The 17,398-nt window shown below is 72.9% G+C and carries 16 protein-coding genes; 12 read left to right on the top strand and 4 right to left on the bottom strand.

Translation table 11 applies throughout. From position 1 onward, the window contains the following. Window positions 1-3 precede the first annotated feature (3 nt). The 10 genes from ACWD01_RS20700 to ACWD01_RS20655 all read left to right on the top strand — a co-directional run bounded on the left by ACWD01_RS20700 (window position 4) and on the right by ACWD01_RS20655 (window position 9,930). On the top strand, window positions 4-417 hold the full coding sequence (locus ACWD01_RS20700) for a DUF3151 domain-containing protein (protein WP_356899383.1): 414 nt from the start codon (window positions 4-6) through the stop codon (window positions 415-417). Between the two features lie 451 nt (window positions 418-868). Continuing rightward, window positions 869-1,642 carry a DUF3152 domain-containing protein gene (locus ACWD01_RS20695; RefSeq protein WP_451163851.1) on the top strand — a complete coding sequence of 258 codons (774 nt, stop codon included), beginning with the start codon at window positions 869-871 and terminating at the stop codon, window positions 1,640-1,642. 87 nt (window positions 1,643-1,729) lie between these two features. Beyond that, a complete protein-coding gene (locus ACWD01_RS20690) occupies window positions 1,730-2,548 on the top strand; it encodes a tryptophan 2,3-dioxygenase family protein (protein WP_451163849.1) in 819 nt (272 codons plus the stop codon). Then, window positions 2,541-3,728: a kynureninase gene (gene kynU, locus ACWD01_RS20685; RefSeq protein ID WP_451163847.1), complete on the top strand. Its 1,188-nt coding sequence runs from the start codon at window positions 2,541-2,543 to the stop codon at window positions 3,726-3,728. The genes ACWD01_RS20690 and kynU overlap by 8 nt, the downstream gene beginning before the upstream one ends. 435 nt (window positions 3,729-4,163) lie before the next feature. Then, entirely contained in the window at window positions 4,164-5,036 is an 873-nt protein-coding gene (locus tag ACWD01_RS20680; protein ID WP_451163925.1) for an alpha/beta hydrolase family protein, read from the top strand. Between the two features lie 49 nt (window positions 5,037-5,085). Continuing rightward, window positions 5,086-5,907: an NAD(P)H-binding protein gene (locus tag ACWD01_RS20675; protein ID WP_451163845.1), complete on the top strand. Its 822-nt coding sequence runs from the start codon at window positions 5,086-5,088 to the stop codon at window positions 5,905-5,907. Between the two features lie 143 nt (window positions 5,908-6,050). Next, window positions 6,051-6,563, top strand: coding sequence for a hypothetical protein (locus ACWD01_RS20670; RefSeq protein ID WP_451163843.1), 513 nt, complete (start codon window positions 6,051-6,053; stop codon window positions 6,561-6,563). A gap of 88 nt (window positions 6,564-6,651) precedes the next feature. Further along, a complete protein-coding gene (locus tag ACWD01_RS20665; protein WP_451163841.1) occupies window positions 6,652-8,049 on the top strand; it encodes a sensor histidine kinase in 1,398 nt (465 codons plus the stop codon). Continuing rightward, window positions 8,046-8,705 carry a response regulator transcription factor gene (locus tag ACWD01_RS20660; RefSeq protein ID WP_356894396.1) on the top strand — a complete coding sequence of 220 codons (660 nt, stop codon included), beginning with the start codon at window positions 8,046-8,048 and terminating at the stop codon, window positions 8,703-8,705. The genes ACWD01_RS20665 and ACWD01_RS20660 overlap by 4 nt, the downstream gene beginning before the upstream one ends. Window positions 8,706-8,724: 19 nt before the next feature. Further along, entirely contained in the window at window positions 8,725-9,930 is a 1,206-nt protein-coding gene (locus tag ACWD01_RS20655) for a cytochrome P450 (RefSeq protein WP_451163839.1), read from the top strand. 25 nt (window positions 9,931-9,955) lie between these two features. On the opposite strand, the gene ACWD01_RS20650 is transcribed toward ACWD01_RS20655, so the two are convergent. After that, entirely contained in the window at window positions 9,956-11,614 is a 1,659-nt protein-coding gene (locus tag ACWD01_RS20650) for an ABC transporter permease (RefSeq protein ID WP_451163837.1), read from the bottom strand. Further along, complete coding sequence (locus ACWD01_RS20645; RefSeq protein ID WP_451163835.1) at window positions 11,611-12,561, bottom strand: ABC transporter ATP-binding protein; 951 nt, start codon at window positions 12,559-12,561, stop codon at window positions 11,611-11,613. Before ACWD01_RS20645 ends, ACWD01_RS20650 begins: the two co-directional genes overlap by 4 nt. Before the next feature lie 90 nt (window positions 12,562-12,651). Between ACWD01_RS20645 and ACWD01_RS20640 the strand changes: the two genes are divergently transcribed. Further along, the gene (locus tag ACWD01_RS20640; protein ID WP_451163833.1) at window positions 12,652-13,161 is read left to right on the top strand and encodes a GbsR/MarR family transcriptional regulator; all 510 of its coding nucleotides are present in this window, start codon (window positions 12,652-12,654) and stop codon (window positions 13,159-13,161) included. Here the strand turns inward: ACWD01_RS20640 and ACWD01_RS20635 are convergent. Both ACWD01_RS20635 and ACWD01_RS20630 read right to left on the bottom strand, forming a co-directional pair. Continuing rightward, window positions 13,146-14,966: a hypothetical protein gene (locus ACWD01_RS20635; RefSeq protein WP_451163831.1), complete on the bottom strand. Its 1,821-nt coding sequence runs from the start codon at window positions 14,964-14,966 to the stop codon at window positions 13,146-13,148. The two genes, ACWD01_RS20640 and ACWD01_RS20635, sit on opposite strands and share 16 nt — an antisense overlap. A gap of 37 nt (window positions 14,967-15,003) precedes the next feature. Next, window positions 15,004-15,807, bottom strand: coding sequence for a diacylglycerol kinase (locus tag ACWD01_RS20630; protein WP_451163829.1), 804 nt, complete (start codon window positions 15,805-15,807; stop codon window positions 15,004-15,006). A 153-nt stretch (window positions 15,808-15,960) separates the two neighbouring features. Between ACWD01_RS20630 and ACWD01_RS20625 the strand changes: the two genes are divergently transcribed. Continuing rightward, window positions 15,961-17,244, top strand: coding sequence for an adenylosuccinate synthase (locus ACWD01_RS20625; RefSeq protein ID WP_451163827.1), 1,284 nt, complete (start codon window positions 15,961-15,963; stop codon window positions 17,242-17,244). Window positions 17,245-17,398 lie beyond the last annotated feature (154 nt).

Raw genomic sequence — 17,398 nt, 5'->3', positions numbered from 1 at the left:
ACCATGTCGATCCACGAGAACCTGCTCGGGGGCCCGCCCCCGACCCACCTGCCCGACGAGCCCGGCCCGCGCGAGCTCCTGGCCGGCGGCACCGCCCCCGCCGAGGTCGCCGCCCAGTACCCGACCAGCTCGCTCGCCTGGGCGCAGCTCGCCGACGACGCCTTCGAGAACGGCCGCGTCGTCGAGTCGTACGCCTACGCCCGCACCGGCTACCACCGCGGCCTCGACGCCCTGCGCCGCAACGGCTGGAAGGGCCACGGCCCGGTCCCGTGGGAGCACGAGCCCAACCGCGGCTTCCTCCGCGCGCTGAACGCACTGGCCCGCGCGGCCGGCGCGATCGGCGAGAAGGAGGAGCACGAGCGCTGCGCGACCTTCCTGCGCGAGTCCTCCGAGACCGCGGCGGAGACGCTGCGCTGACCTGACCCATGACCCGTGCCCGGCAGGCGCGTTGCCCGACAGTGGTCAGGCGGCGCGCCTGTTGGCGTATCCGAGGGCCGGGCGGCGGGGGCGCATGCCGGGCGGTGCCGGTCGTGGGTACGTGCCGGCGTCTCCGTAACCGGGGCGTCGTTCTCGCAACACCCTGGCGCAACGGGGGCGTTGCCGGACCACGGGCCGGGTCGCCCCGGGGCCCGGGGGCGTCGGGCCGGGGCGGGTACGATCGCACGTCGTAGAGCTGTTTCACGGATTCACCAGCCGGTGCGGAGGCCCATCCCGCCTCTCTCCCCAGCCCGGCCGACCAGGGGAGACGAACGTCTTGGGCCAGCGTGCCTCCGCCCGTCAGGGACGCAGCCGCGCACGGGGACGCCGGAGTGCGGCGCGGCGCCGTCCGGCCGGACCGATAGTTCTGCTGGGCGGCTGCCTGGCCATCATGTCCGTGGGCGCGGGAGCCGCTCTCGCGCACTGGCGGGGCGCCCCGCCCGCCGAGACCGCCGCCGGCGGCCCACCGCCCGAGGCCTCGCCCCTGATGTCCGCCGAGCCGTCACCCGGGGCCGGCTCCCCGTCCCCGTCGAAGAGCCCCAAGAGCTCACCGAAGCCGAAACCGTCGCCTTCCCCGTCGAAGAGCAAGACGCCGGTCGTCCCCGCCTCCGGCCCCGGGACGTTCACCGTGGCGGACGCGAGCGGCGCGGCGACCGGCGACAGCGGCACGCTGCGCCGCTACCGGGTCGAGGTCGAGGACGGTATCGACGTCTCCGCCCGGCAGGCCGCCGCCGAGATCCAGCAGATCCTCGCCCACCCCCGCGGCTGGGCCGCGAACGGCCGCGGCCGCTTCCAGCTCGTCTCCTCGAACGCCGACTTCGTGATCAAGATCGCCACCCCCGCCACCGCGGACAAGCTCTGCCTCGCCGTCGGGCTCAACACCCGTGGCGAGCTGAACTGCGAGACCATCGAGGGAGTCGTGGTGAACCTGAAGCGCTGGCTGCTGGGCTCGCCCACCTTCGCGGGGACGCCGGCCGAGTACCGGCACCTGATCATCAACCACGAGGTCGGCCACGAGATCGGCATCCGCCAGCACCTGGGCTGCCCCGGTGCCGGCCGGCCCGCACCGGTGATGATGCAGCAGATCAAGGGCCTGAACGGATGCGTCTCCAACGCCTGGCCCTACGACGACGAGGGGACCTATCTCACCGGCCCGCCCGCCTGAGGTTCTGTTTATGATGCCGGTGGGGACCGGGGCCCACACCGGCAAAGGAAGGGGCGGACCGCTACCCGGATCGTCGAGGAGACAGAGATGTCACATGACGCCGCCCCGAATCTGGACTTCGCGGGCACCACACCGTACGAGGACTACGTCCAGGCGGACGTCCTCACCCACCTCCAGCATCCGCGGTCGGACGACCCCGGTGAGATGGTCTTCCTGGTCACCACCCAGGTCATGGAGCTGTGGTTCACCGTCATCGTCCACGAGTGGGAGACCACCGCACGCGCCCTGCGCGAGGACCGGATCCCCGTCGCGATGGACGCCCTGAAGCGGTCGGGACGCGAGCTGGAGGCGCTCAACGCCTCCTGGAAGCCGATCGCCAATCTGACCCCCGCGCAGTTCAACGCCTACCGCGACGCCCTCGGCGAGGGCTCCGGCTTCCAATCGGCGATGTACCGGCGGATGGAGTTCCTGCTCGGCGACAAGTCCGCGTCCATGCTCGTACCGCACCGGGGCGCCGCGCGCGTCCACGCCGAGCTGGAGAAGGCACTGCACGAGCCGAGCCTCTACGACGAGGTGCTGCGCCTCCTCGCCCGGCGCGGGTACGCGGTGCCGGCCGAGGTGCTGGAGCGCGACCTGTCGCAGAAGTACGAGCCGACGGAGGCGGTCGAGCAGGTCTGGGCCGAGGTGTACGCGGGCGACCAGGAGACCGATCTGGTACGGCTCGGCGAGCAGCTCACCGACGTCGGTGAGCTGGTGTGGCGCTGGCGCAACGACCACCTCGTGGCGACCCGGCGGGCCATGGGCTCCAAGGTCGGCACCGGCGGCTCCGCCGGGGTGGCCTGGCTGGAGAAGCGCGCCCGGAAGAACGTCTTCCCCGAGCTGTGGACGGCGCGCAGCCATGTCTGAGTCCCTGGCCCAGCGGGCCGCGGCGCTCGACGCCGCAGACGAACTGGCCGGTGCGCGCAAGCTGTTCACCCTCGACGGGACGGTCTACCTCGACGGCAACTCGCTCGGCGCGCTGCCCGCGCACGTGCCCGAGCGGGTCGCCGACGTGGTGAACCGCCAGTGGGGTGAGCTGCGCATCCGCTCCTGGACCGAGGGCGACTGGTGGACCGCGCCCGAGCGCATCGGCGACCGGATCGCGCCGCTGGTCGGCGCGGCGCCCGGGCAGATCGTCGTCGGCGACTCCACCAGCGTCAACGTCTTCAAGGCCGTCGTCGGCGCGGTGCGGCTGCTCGACGACCCGGCCCGTACGGACATCCTGGTCGACGGGACGACATTCCCCACAGACGGGTACATCGCGGCGTCCGCCGCCCGGATGACCGGCCACCGGATCGTGCCCGTCGACCCGGCGGACCTCGCGTCGGCACTGGGCCCGGCCACGGCCGTGGTGCTCCTCAACCACGTCGACTACCGCTCCGGCCGCCTCCACGACCTGCCCGGTCTCACGGCGGCGGTCCACGACGCGGGCGCCCTCGCGGTCTGGGACCTGTGCCACAGCGCGGGCGCGCTGCCGGTCGGGCTGGACGCGCACGGCGTCGACCTCGCCGTCGGCTGCACCTACAAGTACCTGAACGGCGGCCCGGGGTCGCCCGCGTACCTGTACGTCGCCGAGCGGCACCAGGCGTCCTTCGACTCGCCCCTGCCGGGGTGGACGTCGCACGCCGACCCGTTCGCGATGACCCCCGGCTACGAGGCCGCGGCAGGATCGACCCGCGGCCGGGTCGGCACGCCCGACATCCTGTCCATGCTGGCCCTCGAGGCGGCGCTGGACGTCTGGGACGGCATCTCGATCGAGTCCGTACGGGCCAAGAGCCTGGCGCTGACGGACTTCTTCCTGGAGTGCGTCGAGGCGTACGCCCCGGCGGGGCGGGTCACGTCCCTGACCCCGGCCGACCACGCCGCGCGCGGCAGCCAGGTCGCGCTGCGGTGCGCGGACGCGCCGCGGGTCATGGCGGAGCTGATCGCGCGGGGCGTCGTGGGGGACCTGCGGCGGCCGGACGTGCTGCGGTTCGGCTTCACGCCGCTGTACGTGGGGTTCGCGGACGCGGAGCGGGCGGCGCGGGTGCTGGCGGAGGTGCTGTAGCTCTGCGGGGTGGGGGCGGGCCGCTGCGCGGGGCCTGTTCCCCTACCCGCCCCTTCCCGAACCGGGGCTCCGCCCCGGGCCCCGTTCCCGGGGGCTCCTCCCCCTAGGCCTGGCGGCCTGGGGGGACCCCCACCGGACCCCCGCTCCTCAATCGCCGCCGGGGCTGGAACTTGCCCCCTTGTCGGGGCTCCGCCCCGAGCTCGGCGCCTCAAACGCCGGCGAGGCTGGATGTGCCCGGCCCGCCCACCCGGCAAGCACTGGGCCCAGGGCGGGGCCCGCCACGCGGCGGAGCCGCACATCGGTGCGCCGGCCGGCGGGCGAAGCAGCCGGCCGGCGGCACCGGCCCCCGCCCCGGGAGTGAACCGGTCCCGGGCTGGTAGCGTCCGCGCTGGTCAGGTGGAACAGGCCACCACCGCGGGACTGTTGGAGCAGCGCATGCCGGACCCCGTCGCCCGTGACGCCGCCGAGGAAGCGTCGGCGATGTCGCATCCCGCCGTCGCGCCGGACGTATCCGTCGCGTACGGGGATCATCCCGACCAGGTCGTCGACTTCTACGCGCCCCGGAGCGGGCACGCCTTCGTGCCGCTCGTGGTCGTGCTGCACGGCGGGGCGTGGCGGGCGCCGTACGACCGGCGGCATGTGACGCCGTTCGCCGACTTCCTGGCACGCCGGGGGCTGGCCGTCGCCAACGTCGAGTACCGGCGCGGCCGGGACATCCCGCAGCAGCGCGGCGAGACGGGCCCGGTCGCCGGGCGGTGGCCGGAGACGTTCGACGACGTGGCCGCCGCGCTGGACGCGCTGCCGGACCTGGCGCGCAAGGCGCTGCCGCAGGCGGACCCGGGGCGGGTCGTGGTGACCGGGCACTCCGCGGGCGGCCATCTCGCGCTGTGGGCGGCCGCCCGGCATGTGCTGCCGGCGGGTTCGCCGTGGCGGCTGGCCGCGTCGCCCCCGCTGCGCGGCGTCGTCGCGCTCGCCCCGATCGCGGACTTCGGCACGGCCGTGGAACTCGGCGTGTGCGGCGGCGCGGTGCGGCAACTGCTGGGCGGTGAGGAGCGGTACGACGAGCGGGCCGCGCAAGCCGACCCGGCCGCGCTGCTGCCGACAGGCATCGCCACGGCCGTGGTGCAGGGCCGCACGGACATCGTCGTGCCGCAGGCGGTCGCGGAGGCGTACGTCGACGCGGCGGCGAAGGCCGGGGAGACCGTCGGGTGGACGCTGCTGGAGGAGGTCGGGCACTTCCCGCTCATCGACCCGGCGGCCGACGCCTGCGCGGTGGTCGCGGAGGAGATCGCCCAACTGGCTTGGTGACACGGGATCGCGGACAGAAGCTGACCGCAACGCTTTCTACGTTGTTCCCATGACGAATCTCGTGACCGGAGCAACCGGAACCGTGGGCCGCCAGGTAGTGGCGGAGCTGCTCCGCCGTGGCCGGCCCGTCCGCGCCCTGACCCGCGACCCCGCGAAGGCCGACTTCCCCGACGGCGTCGAGGTGGTGCGGGGCGACCTCACCGACGCCGAGACCCTGGCCCCCGCCCTGGAGGGCGTCACCGGCCTGCACCTGATCACCTTCGGTGGTCCGTACTTCGCCCCGCTGGAGACCGGCCCGCGCATCATGGAGCTGGCGAAGGCGGCCGGCGTCCGCCGCGTCACCGTGCTGCACGGCGGCGGCCCGAGCCCGCTGGAGGATGCGGTCCGGGCGGGCGGCCTCGCCTGGACGGTGCTGATGGGGGTGGAGTTCATGGCGAACGCCCTCGCCTGGGCGGACACGATCCGCGCCGGCGGCGAGGTCCGCGAACCGTTCGTGGGCAGGCTCAGCGCCATGGTCCACGAGGCCGACATCGGCGCCGTCGCGGCCGTCGCGCTCACCGAGGACGGCCACGGCGGTCAGGAGTACGTGATCACCGGGCCGCAGGTGCTGACTCTGAAGGAAAAGGTGGACGCGCTGGCCGCTGCCCGGGGCGACAGGATCCGGCTCGTCGAACTGAGCGAGCAGCAGGCGGTCGACCAGTGGCGGGCCGCGGGCCAGCCGGAGGAGGTCATCGGCTTCCTGCTGGAGGTGTACGGCAACACACCGCCCGTCGGCCGTACCGTCACCGACACCGTGGAGAAGGTCACCGGCCGGCCGGCCCGCACCTTCGCCCAGTGGGCCGAGGAGCACGCGCACGCCTTCCGCGCCTGACACGGACGGGTGGGGCAGGGCTTCGAGGGCCTGCCCCACCCCGGCGGCCTCCCCGTCCCGGAACCGCCGGGCCATACTCGTGCGTGGTGTCCGACGAAGACGAGCGGAGGCCGGCGGGAAGGGCTCGCCGCACTCGGCGAGGGATGGACGTGCGCAGCAACCAGCAGATGGCCGACCTCCTGGCGGACGCCGACCTCACCGGTCTGTCGGTGCGGGACATCCCGCCGATGTTCCGCGAGGTCGTGGAACGGGGGTGGGCCGTGACCGGGAGCGGCGCCCGGGTGCTCGTCGACCTCCTTCCCGACGAGGACCGGCCCTGCTTCGACCGCCTCGCGGAGGAGACCACGGTCAACGGACGCGGCATGACCGACTACGACCTCCCCCCGGGCGCCGGGAGGGAACGTGCCGAGGTGCTGCTGCGGAGGTCGATGGCGTACATCGGCGCCTGCCTCCGGTCGGCGGAGAAGGAGTTCGGCGACCGGCAGGTGCGTGCGTATCTCTCCCTGTCCCTCGGCGGTACGGACGACGACCTGCTGACGGCCCACGTCACCTTCTGCACGCCCCGGCCCGACACGCCGCCGTACATCGCCGGTCTCGAGCAGGTCCGGGACGCGGCGGTGGCGGAGGTCTCGGTGGAGGACTGTCCGGACCGGTGATCCCACCTGACGTGTCGGCGGGCTTCGCCACCGGAAACCCGGGTGCCACCAGGTAGTACTCAAGGCGGACGCCCCAGGATCCGCAGTGATGCTGACGACCGGGGCCCGTGCGCCCGCTTACCTTCAATGGGTGACCCAGAAGACCCGCAGCCCCGAATACGACCTGGCCCAGGGAGCGCTCAGCGGCCTCCGCCAGGACCTCGTCCACGACGCGTTCGCCTACTGGCCGCTGCCGCCGCTGAACGCCGAAGGGCCGCTGGTCCGCCGGCTGCCGGGCGAGCGGATACGCCGCGGCGCGGTGTGGCTGCCGCACGCCGTGGTGCTGTTCCTCGCCCTGTGCACCCTGCTGCTCGCCTACGCCGACGACGAGGGCGGTCTCGCCTTCGTCATCGGCGGCTTCGTCCCCGCAGCGGCCGTCGTGATGACGCTGGTCAGGCCCGTGGGCGCCTGGTGGGTGTCGATCGCGAGCACCCCGTTCGTGGCGGTCCTCGGTTCCTGGAACGACTGGCCCTGGGCGCCGGCCGGGTTCCTGTCCCACCTGACCGTGCTGATCGTCGTGGCCCTGCGGACCCGCCCGCGGACCGCCGCCTGGATGTGGGTGATCACCGCGGCGTACGGGATGTTCGCCGACACGGTGATCAGCCGCGGCTACGGCCCCGGCGCGGCGCCCATGCTCTTCACCTCCGCGGTCCTGCTGCTGATGGTGAGCATGATCCTCGTCCGGCGGGAGGCGAAGCAGGAGGTCGCCGCCCAGCAGACGGTCACGGCCACCGAACGCGACCGGCGCACGCTCCTCGAGGAGCGCACCACCATCGCCCGGGAACTGCACGACGTGGTCGCGCACCACATGTCCGTCGTCGCCATCCAGGCGGAGGCCGCGCCCTACCGGGTGGAGAACCCGCCGGAGGAGCTGGAGAAGGCGTTCGCCACGATCCGTGAGAACGCGGTCGCCGCGCTGACCGAACTGCGCCGCATCCTCGGCGTCGTACGGGCGGAGGACTACCAGGCCCCCGACGCCCCGCAGCCCGTCCTCGCCGACCTCGACCGTCTGCTGGCCAACGTCCGCGAGGCCGGCCTCGAGACCGAGAAGACGGTCACCGGGGCGGTCCGCGACCTGCCGCAGGGCGTGGAGCTGTCCGCGTACCGGATCATCCAGGAGGCGCTCAGCAACGCGCTGCGCCACGCGCCGGGCTCCACCGCCAAGGTCGAGCTCTCGTACGTGCTCGGCGGCCTGGGCCTGCGGATCGTCAACACCGCGCCCCGCGGACTGGTCAATCCCGCCCGCCGCCCGACCACCGCCCCTCAAGGAGGGCTTCGCCCACCCCGATCAATGGGAGCGGGTCACGGGATCACGGGGATGCGGGAGCGTGTGACGATGCTCAGCGGCGACATGACCGCGGAGCCGACCGAGGACGGCGGGTACGCGGTCACCGCGTTCATCCCCGTCGCCGCCCCTGCCGCCCCTGCCGCCGAGGAGACGTCATGACGATCCGGGTCCTCATCGTCGACGACCAGATCATGGTCCGCGAGGGTTTCTCCGTCCTGCTGAACGCCATGCCCGACATCGAGGTCGTCGGCGAGGCGGTCAACGGCCGCGAGGCCGTCACCAAGGTCGCCGAGCTCGCGCCCGACGTCGTCCTGATGGACATCCGGATGCCGGAGCTCAACGGCATCGAGGCGACCCGCGAGATCGCCGCCGCGCACGCCGGGTCCAAGGTGCTGGTGCTCACCACCTTCGACCTGGACGAGTACGTCTACCAGGCGCTGCGCGCGGGAGCCTCCGGCTTCCTGCTCAAGGACGCCTCCGCCCGGCAGCTCGCCGACGGGGTACGGGTGGTCGCGGCCGGCGAGGCACTGCTCGCGCCGACCGTCACCCGCCGCCTGATCACCGAGTTCTCCAAGCTCTCCGACACCCCGCGCCCCGCCGCGATGACGCAGGTCGCCGACCTGACGGAGCGCGAGACGGAGGTCCTGGTGCTGATCGCGCAGGGCCTGTCGAACGCCGAGATCGCCTCGCACCTGGTCGTCGCCGAGTCCACCATCAAGACGCATGTGAGCCGGGTGCTGGTGAAGCTGGGGCTCCGCGACCGTACGCAGGCGGCGGTGTTCGCGTACGAGGCGAGGCTGGTCACACCCGGGTAGTGGCGGCTAGCGTCCGGACATGGACGCGCTCTTCGAACCCTGGTCGCCGTCGTTCGTCGCCGACCCCTACCCCGCCTTCGCGGAACTGCGGGCGCGGGGCCGGGTGCACTGGTACGAGCCGACGCGGCAGTACCTCGTACCGCACCACGCGGACGTGTCGGCGCTGCTGCGGGACCGGCGGCTGGGGCGGACGTATCTGCACCGCTTCACCCACGAGGAGTTCGGCCGCACACCGCCGCCCGCCGCGCACGAGCCGTTCCACACCCTCAACGACCACGGGCTGCTCGACCTGGAGGCCCCCGACCACACCCGGATCCGGCGCCTGGTGACGAAGGCGTTCACCCCCCGGACCGTGCAGATGCTGGAACCGGTCGTACGGCGGCTGGCGGCCGGTCTGGTCGCCGACTTCAAGAAGACGGGCGGCGGGGACCTGCTCGCCGAGATCGCGGAGCCACTGCCGGTGGCGGTCATCGCGGAGATGTTGGGCATCCCGGAGTCCGACCGTCCGCTGCTGCGGCCCTGGTCGGCGGACATCTGCGGCATGTACGAGCTGAATCCGCCGGAGGAGACGGCGGCACGGGCGGTCCGTGCCTCTCTCGAATTCAGCGCCTACCTGCGGGAGTTGATCGCCCGGCGGCGCACGGAGCCGGGGGACGACCTGATCTCCGCGCTGATCGCCGCGCACGAGGAGGGCGACCGGCTCAGCGAGCAGGAGATGGTCTCCACGTGCGTGCTGCTGCTGAACGCGGGGCACGAGGCGACGGTCAACACGACGGCCAACGGATGGTGGACCCTCTTCCGCCACCCCGAGCAGCTGGCCGCGCTGCGGGCGGACCACTCGCTGCTGTCCACAGCTGTGGACGAACTGATGCGGTACGACACCCCGCTCCAGCTCTTCGAACGCTGGGTCCTCGACGACATCGAGATCGACGGCGTCGTGGTGCCGCGCGGCTCCGAACTCGCGCTCCTCTTCGGCTCCGCGAACCGCGACGGCGCGCGGTTCGCCCGCCCCGACGCGCTTGATCTGGCGCGCGAGGACAACCCGCACGTCAGCTTCGGGGCGGGCATCCACTACTGCCTGGGCGCGCCCCTGGCCCGCATTGAGCTGGCGGCGTCGTTCGGGGAGTTGCTCAGGGAGGCGCCGGGGATGCGGTTGGTGGGGGAGCCGCGGTGGCGGCGGGGGTTTGTGATCCGGGGGGTGGAGGAGCTGCGGGTGGAGCTGTGACGGTCGCGCGGCGGCGCAGGCGCCCCTACTTCGTCTCCACGTCCCGCCTCCGGAACCCCTCCCGCCCCACCCACACCAGCCCCGCCGCCAGCAGCGTCAGTACCAGCAGCGGCGTCCAGTTCATCTGCGCCGCCGGCAGTTGCGGGACGTGTCCGAACGGGGAGAGGTTGTTCATCCAGTCGGGGAACTGCAGCAGGCGCCCCAGGTAACCGACCATGAACGCGTACACCGGTACGACCCACGCCGCCGCGCTCGCCCTCGGGAACCAGCCGAAGAGGACGACCGCGACCCCGACCGTGACCCACAGGGCCGGTGCGTACGCCAGTGCCGCGCCCAGGAGCGTGAGGAACAGGCCGGCGTCCGACGCGGACGCGGCGCCCGTGAGGCCGAAGCTGAGTCCCGCCAGCAGCAGCAGCGCCGTGCCGCCGGCCATGGCGACGGCCAGGTGGCTGCCGACCCAGCGGCCGCGGGACAGCCCGGTCGCGAGCAGCGGCTCCGCGCGGCCTCCGGTCGCCTCGGCGCGCGGCCGAAGCGCCGCCATCACCACGTACACCGACGCGACGACCGCGATGACGACCATCACCATCGAGGCGAACGACTCCGCCGTCGTGGCGCCGCCGATCTTCTCGAGCGCCTCCTGGATCTGGTCGATGTTCTTCAGCATGTCCTCGGCGTCGCCGAGGATCGACCCGTACATCGCGCCCATCAGGAAGAGCCCGGCGCCGAAGCCGATCAGCATGCCGCGGTGCAGCCGGAGCGCGAAGCCCAGGGGGGTGCTCAGGGCGTCGGACGCCACCGGGCTGCCGAGCCGGGAAGCGAGCAGGCCGGCGCCCACGTCCCGCCGGGTCGACAGGACGAAGCCCGCGCCCGCGCAGAGCACGGCGAGCGCCAGGCACAGCAGCAGCGGCCACCAGCGGTCGTCGACGTAGACGTACGTACGCTGCGCCCAGCCGATCGGGGACAGCCAGGACAGCGCGTCGTTGCCGCCCGCGTCCCCGGCGGCGCGCAGGACGTACGCGATGCCGACGACGGCGAGCGCCATGCCGGACGCGCCGCGGGTGTGCGCGGTGATCTGCGTGGCGACGGCGGCGACGGCCGCGAAGGCCAGGCCGACGGCCGCGTGCGTGAAGCCGTAGAGCAGCGAGCCGCCGGAGTCGATGCCGTCGATGCCCAGCCCGCCGAGGCCGGCGGCCAGCAGCAGGGCGAGGACGAGGTTGGCGACGGCCGCCACGGTGAGCGCGGCCGCCAGGTGGGCGTGGCGCCCGACGGCGGCGGAGCGCACCAGTTCGGCGCGGCCCGTCTCCTCCTCGTTGCGGGTGTGCCGGGTGACGATCAGGATGCTCATCAGCCCGACCATGACGGCCATGAAGCCGATCATCTGGTGGCCCAGCATGGCGCCGAAGCCGTAGTCGTCCAGATAGTGCCGGGGCCCGGTCATGGCGAGTCCGGCCGGGCTGTCCATGGTCCCGACGACGGAGGCGCGGTCCTCCGGATCGGCGTACAGCGTCTGGTAGTTGTTCGCCGTGGAGAGCGTGCCGAGGGTCAGGGCGACGATCCACACGGGGAGCCGGACGCGGTCCCTGCGCAGGTTGAAGCGGATCAGCGTGCCGGTTCCCGCGAGCGCGCCCCCGCCCGTGCGGGACCCGGCGGGTGCGGGCGCCCTGGTGGCGGTGGCGGTGCTCATCGCGTGCCTCCGTCGTCCACGCCGCTCACGGAACCCGCGCCGCCGTTGCGGCCGCTGACGGCGAGCTCGTCGCCGTAGTGCCGCAGCATCAGCTCCTCGAGCGTCGGCGGGTGGCTGATCAGGCTGCGGACGCCGAACTCGGAGAGCCGGCGGATCGCGCCGTCGAGCCGGTCGCCGTCCACGGCGAACCGGACCCGGCCTTCGTCGGTCCGTACCTCGTGCACGCCCGGCAGTCCGTCCAGTCCGGTCACCGGGCGGGCGGTCTCCGCCTCGACGGTCGTACGGGTCAGGTGCCGCATCTCGCTCAGCGTCCCGGACTGCACGACCTTCCCGAGCCGGATGATGCTGACCCGGTCGGCGAGCTTCTCGACCTGCGCCAGGATGTGGCTGGACAGCAGGACGGTCTTGCCGGCGGCCTTCGCCTCGTTGATGACGTCCTGGAAGACGACCTCCATGAGGGGGTCGAGGCCGGCGGTCGGCTCGTCGAGCAGGAGCAGCTCGGCGTCGGAGGCGAGCGCGGCGACGATGGCGACCTTCTGCCGGTTGCCCTTGGAGTAGGCCCGGCCCTTCTTGGTCGGGTCGAGGTCGAAGCGTTCGACGAGTTCGTCGCGGCGCCGCTTGTCGTTGCCGCCGCGCAGCCGCGCGAGCAGGTCGATCGCCTCGCCGCCGGTGAGGCCCGGCCACAGCTCGACGTCGCCGGGGACGTAGGCGAGGCGCCGGTGCAGCTCGACGGCGTCGTGCCAGGGGTCCTTGCCGAGGAGCTGCGCAGCGCCGGAGTCGGCGCGCAGCAGCCCGAGCAGGACCCGGATCGTGGTCGACTTCCCGGCTCCGTTGGGCCCGAGGAAGCCGTGGACCTCGCCGACCTGGACCGCGAGGTCGAGGCCGTCCAGCGCACGTGTCCGCCCGAACGACTTGTGGAGTCCGGAGACGGTGATTGCCTTCGTCATGTTTCTGAACGTACGCTGATTTCACAAATTTGTGAAGTTAAGGAAGCGTATAAACTCCTATCAGGGCCGTGTAACAGGGGAGATGATTCGGTGGGAACCGAACAGACCACGACAGCGCAGCAGCCGCGCGACGCGGACGCGGTGTCCGCCTTCGTGGAGCGTTTCGCCGCCCAGCTCGTCGAGGCGGGCATGCCCCGGATGCCGTCCCGTGTCTTCGCCGCCCTCCTCGCCTCCGACGCGGGCGTCATGACCTCGGCCGACCTGGGCGAAGCGCTCCAGGTCAGCCCCGCCGCCGTCTCCGGCGCGATCCGCTACCTCGCCCAGGTCAACATGGTCACCCGCGAGCGCGAACCGGGCTCACGCCGCGAGCGCTACCGCGTGCACAGCAACCAGTGGTACGAGGCGCTGACCAACCGCGACCAGATCCTCAAGCGCTGGGAAGGCACCCTGCGGGACGGCGTGACGAGCCTCGGCCCCGAGACGGGGGCCGGCCGCCGGATCTCCGAGACGCTGGAGTTCTTCCAGTTCATGGAGAAGGAACTCGCGTCCCTCATGGAACGCTGGCGCGAACACCGCGCCCGCCTCTACGACTCGGCCTGACCCGCCCCGCGGGCCGGCGTGCCGCCGGCCGTCGCCCCGGCCACCAGCCGCTCCAGGAACTCGCGGTTCTCCGGATCGTCCGGGTTCAGCTCCTCGCAAGGGCTCTGCGGCCAGTGGGCCCGCCCCTCGATCCAGGGCACGACGAAGGGCGATTCCTCCGGCCGGCCATGGAGCTCCGCCGTGCCGACGGAGGCCGCCGGAAGACCGAGCCACGGCCGCTTCCTGGTGCCGGGCGGCAGGAGGGCGATCACCGACTCGGGCGGATCGTCGTCCCCGCCCTGCGTGGGGAACAGCAGGAGGAGCGGAGCCCCGCCGTACGAGTCGTGCAGCAGGGTGTACCGCTTGGGTACGGGGTCGGGGGCCACGGCCGCACGGGCCAGCAGCCGCGCGGCGGGCATGCCCCGCGTCAGCGTTCCCCAGCCGCCGTACAGCAGGAGCGCGAGGCCGGCCACGCCGGTCAGCAGCCCCTGTGCCGCGCCGGTGAGAGGCCAGAGCACCGCGCCGAGAGCGATGAGCGCCGCGCCGCTCGCCGGCCTCTCCAGACCGGCCGCCGTGCGAAGGCCGCGCACCCGCCACCACGGCACGTCCCGTACATCCGCCTCGGGCCTGCGGACGCTTCCGTACCGGGGCTGCGGGATCGCCTGGCGCTCCGCCTCGGCGGCGAACACGGCGTACGTCAGCGGAGGGGGAGCGGAGACGCCGGCCTCGTGCGGTGGGCGCTTGGTGAGGTCGACGCGTCCAGGGTGCGGGGCGGTGGCGACCGGGTCGCCGGCACGGCGGCGGGTCCACCACCGGACGGCGCCGCCGATCAGCGCGAGGGGGGTGAGGGCGAGGCCCGTCAGCCCGATGGCCTCGTTCGCATGGTTGGCGCGGGTGCCCTCCCAGTCCGCGTTGTAGAGATCGCCCTTCCACGGGCCGTAGGAGACGACGAACCCGGTGCTCCAGTCGTGCAGCAGCGGGCTCCGGTCGGGGTCGCAGTGGTACGGCCCGGTCCGCTCACGCCCGTCGAACGGGTCGGTCCAGCGGACGACGCAACGCCCGTCGGCCTCTTCGCTCAGCACGGTGAGGTCGATCTGCGGGTCGTGGTCCGACGCGTTCGAACCGGCGATGCCGAGACCGAGGCAGATCACGCCGAGCAGCAGCACCCAGCGGAAGACGCCCCGGCGGCGCTTTCGTCCGGCCGTGGCCGTGGCCGTGGCCGGCGCCCCGCCGGCCGGCGCGGTCGCAGGGGGCGGAGGCGGAGCGACGGCGCGGTCGGACAGCCCCAGCGCCTCGGCCTGCTGTACGAGACCCAGCCGGGTCCGCTGTCCGCGTACCGGCTTCGCCCAGATCAGCTCGTCACCGCCGGGCGGTGCGAGGACGCCGCCCGTCCGGGGGTCGCCCGCCCACCACAGCACCCCGGCGGGGCCCGGGTCGACCAGTGGGTACCGCTGCTTCACCGCGACGACCTTGAGCGGCAGACGTTCACCGGTCGCGGGGTCGGCCAGGACGACGGTCGCCGCGTGCAGCGAGCGCGGCACGGGCACGGCGGCGCAGGTCTGCCAGGGGTACGCGGACAGCGTCCGGCGCATCCGGCGGGAGAGCACCAGGGCCCCGAGGCCGACGCAGACGAGCGCCAGGCCCAGTCCCACGGCGCCCGGGGCCAGGCTCTCGGTTCCATCGAACCGGCCCACGCGGAGCACGATCGCCACGGCGATCAGCCCCGTGCCCGCCGCCGCCAGGACGGCGGCCCGCCGCCGGTACCGTTCCAGAGCCTCCGCGGTTCTCTCCCGGTCCGTGGCGACCGGACCTGGTACCTCGCTCATGACCCCGCCCCTCGCCGTCTCCCGGTCCGCCGGGAGACTATGCCACGGGCAAGGTCAGCCCCCAGGCCCCCGCCCGCACCGTCCACGTCCGCGTCCGGACCGGGCCCGTGACATGGGCGTCGGCCCGGTAGCGGAAGTCCGGGCCGGAGACCGTGAGAGACCGGGCGCTCGTCCGCAGCGGCTCCTCCTCCGACCCGTGCCGTACGACGACCTCCGCGCGGCCGTCGAGCCCGGCGCGCACGGTCACGTCCTCCACCGGGCGGTCGAGGTCGGTCAGCAGGACGCCGTCCGCCTCGACGCGCAGCCGGTGCGTACGGACCGGCGCGGCCGTGGGGACGGGGCGCACCAGCGTGCGGACCAGGGAGCGGGCCGTGGTCCACACCGAGGCCGCCTCCGCCCGCGGCGTCGTCCGGCGGGCCACCGGGATCGACAGGTCGCCCAGCACCACCCCGTCGCTCTCGTCCACCAGCAGATCCAGCCGCCGCGGGCTGCCGTCCAGCACGGCCCTGGCCGCCGCGACCGCCCCGGCGGGCACGCCGAGCGAGTGCGCGAGCCCCACCGAGGCGCCCACCGGGACGACGGCGAGCACACCGTCGCCCAGCCATCGGTCGCGGTGCAGCAGGGACACGGCCCGCAGCAGCGCCCGGTCGTCCCCCACCACCACCGGCCTGCGGGAACCCCGCCGGGCCAGCGCCCGGGCGAACTCCTCCGGACCCTGCGGGAAACAGATTTTCGCCTCCGACCCGCCGCACAGCACATCTTTCGCGATGCGCACGGACTCGCCGTCCATTCGGCGGGCGACCGGGTCGATGACCACCAGCAGCTGGTCGTGAGCCGACACCTCGGTCCTTCCTCGGGTAGCATCTTTGTGCAAGAGCCCCTTGCGCTATTGCGCCAGGGGCTTCGTCTATTCCGGGGCAACCTGTCCCAGGACTCAGGCACGGCTCCAGCCCCCTGACCTTGGTCTTGCCCCGCCCGGAAGGGGTGTACGCCTGTGCCCGCACTTGTGCTGCTCGGTGCTCAGTGGGGTGACGAAGGCAAGGGAAAGGCCACCGACCTGCTCGGTGGATCAGTGGATTATGTGGTGCGTTACCAGGGCGGCAACAACGCCGGCCACACGGTTGTCGTCGGCGACCAGAAGTATGCGCTGCATCTCCTCCCTTCCGGAATCCTCTCGCCCGGATGTACTCCGGTCATCGGCAACGGCGTGGTCGTGGACCCGGCGGTTCTGCTCTCCGAGCTGAGCGGGCTGAACGACCGCGGCGTCGACACGTCCAAGCTCCTGATCAGCGGTAACGCCCATCTGATCACTCCGTACAACGTCACCGTCGACAAGGTGACGGAGCGGTTCCTCGGGAAGCGCAAGATCGGCACCACGGGCCGCGGCATCGGCCCGACGTACGCCGACAAGATCAACCGGGTCGGCATCCGCGTCCAGGACCTCTACGACGAGTCGATCCTGATGCAGAAGGTCGAGGCGGCCCTCGACACCAAGAACCAGCTGCTGACGAAGGTCTTCAACCGCCGCGCGATCGAGGCGGAGAAGATCGTCGAGGAGATGCTCCAGTACGCGGAGCAGATCAAGCCGTACGTCGCCGACACCACGCTGATCCTGAACAACGCCATCGACGAGGGCCAGGTCGTCCTCTTCGAGGGCGGCCAGGGCACGCTCCTCGACGTCGACCACGGCACGTACCCCTTCGTGACGTCGAGCAACCCGACCGCGGGCGGCGCCTGCACCGGCGCCGGCGTCGGCCCGACGAAGATCAGCCGGGTCATCGGCATCCTCAAGGCGTACACGACCCGCGTCGGCGCGGGCCCGTTCCCGACCGAGCTGTTCGACGAGGACGGCGAGGCGCTGCGCCGCATCGGCGGCGAGCGCGGCGTCACCACCGGCCGCGACCGCCGCTGCGGCTGGTTCGACGCGGTCATTGCCCGCTACGCGACCCGGGTCAACGGCCTGACGGACTTCTTCCTCACCAAGCTCGACGTGCTCACCGGCTGGGAGCAGATCCCCGTCTGCGTCGCGTACGAGATCGACGGCAAGCGGGTCGAGGAGCTGCCGTACTCGCAGACCGACTTCCACCACGCGAAGCCGGTGTACGAGATGCTGCCGGGCTGGTCCGAGGACATCACCAAGGCGAAGACCTTCGCCGACCTGCCGAAGAACGCGCAGGCGTACGTGAAGGCGCTGGAGGACATGTCCGGCGCCCCGATCTCGGCGATCGGCGTCGGCCCCGGCCGGACCGAGACGATCGAGATCAACTCGTTCCTGTGATCACCTGCGTGGCCGGTGGGCGTTCGGCTCACCGGCCACGTGCGTGGTGGGCGCGGCAAGCGGCGCCGGATGACGGACGGCTGCGCCGCGCCGCGAACCGTGCCGTGACCGGCGGATTTTGAGCCGGACGTCGCGGAAATGGCCTGTGCGGGGC

This window comes from Streptomyces sp. NPDC002835 (assembly GCF_053591995.1).
Note: the sequence above shows the minus strand (reverse complement) of the source record. Positions and strands in the feature narration are given on the sequence as shown.

Bases quoted from the DNA above. Each gene is read 5' to 3' on its own strand.
- ACWD01_RS20695 (WP_451163851.1), top strand. From the start codon at position 869: ATGTCCGTGGGCGCGGGAGCCGCTCTCGCGCACTGGCGGGGCGCCCCG.
- ACWD01_RS20665 (WP_451163841.1), top strand. From the start codon at position 6,652: ATGCTGACGACCGGGGCCCGTGCGCCCGCTTACCTTCAATGGGTGACC.
- ACWD01_RS20650 (WP_451163837.1), bottom strand. From the start codon at position 11,614: ATGAGCACCGCCACCGCCACCAGGGCGCCCGCACCCGCCGGGTCCCGC.
- ACWD01_RS20655 (WP_451163839.1), top strand. From the start codon at position 8,725: ATGGACGCGCTCTTCGAACCCTGGTCGCCGTCGTTCGTCGCCGACCCC.
- ACWD01_RS20660 (WP_356894396.1), top strand. From the start codon at position 8,046: ATGACGATCCGGGTCCTCATCGTCGACGACCAGATCATGGTCCGCGAG.
- ACWD01_RS20635 (WP_451163831.1), bottom strand. From the start codon at position 14,966: ATGAGCGAGGTACCAGGTCCGGTCGCCACGGACCGGGAGAGAACCGCG.
- ACWD01_RS20690 (WP_451163849.1), top strand. From the start codon at position 1,730: ATGTCACATGACGCCGCCCCGAATCTGGACTTCGCGGGCACCACACCG.
- kynU (WP_451163847.1), top strand. From the start codon at position 2,541: ATGTCTGAGTCCCTGGCCCAGCGGGCCGCGGCGCTCGACGCCGCAGAC.
- ACWD01_RS20700 (WP_356899383.1), top strand. From the start codon at position 4: ATGTCGATCCACGAGAACCTGCTCGGGGGCCCGCCCCCGACCCACCTG.
- ACWD01_RS20680 (WP_451163925.1), top strand. From the start codon at position 4,164: ATGCCGGACCCCGTCGCCCGTGACGCCGCCGAGGAAGCGTCGGCGATG.
- ACWD01_RS20670 (WP_451163843.1), top strand. From the start codon at position 6,051: ATGGACGTGCGCAGCAACCAGCAGATGGCCGACCTCCTGGCGGACGCC.
- ACWD01_RS20645 (WP_451163835.1), bottom strand. From the start codon at position 12,561: ATGACGAAGGCAATCACCGTCTCCGGACTCCACAAGTCGTTCGGGCGG.
- ACWD01_RS20675 (WP_451163845.1), top strand. From the start codon at position 5,086: ATGACGAATCTCGTGACCGGAGCAACCGGAACCGTGGGCCGCCAGGTA.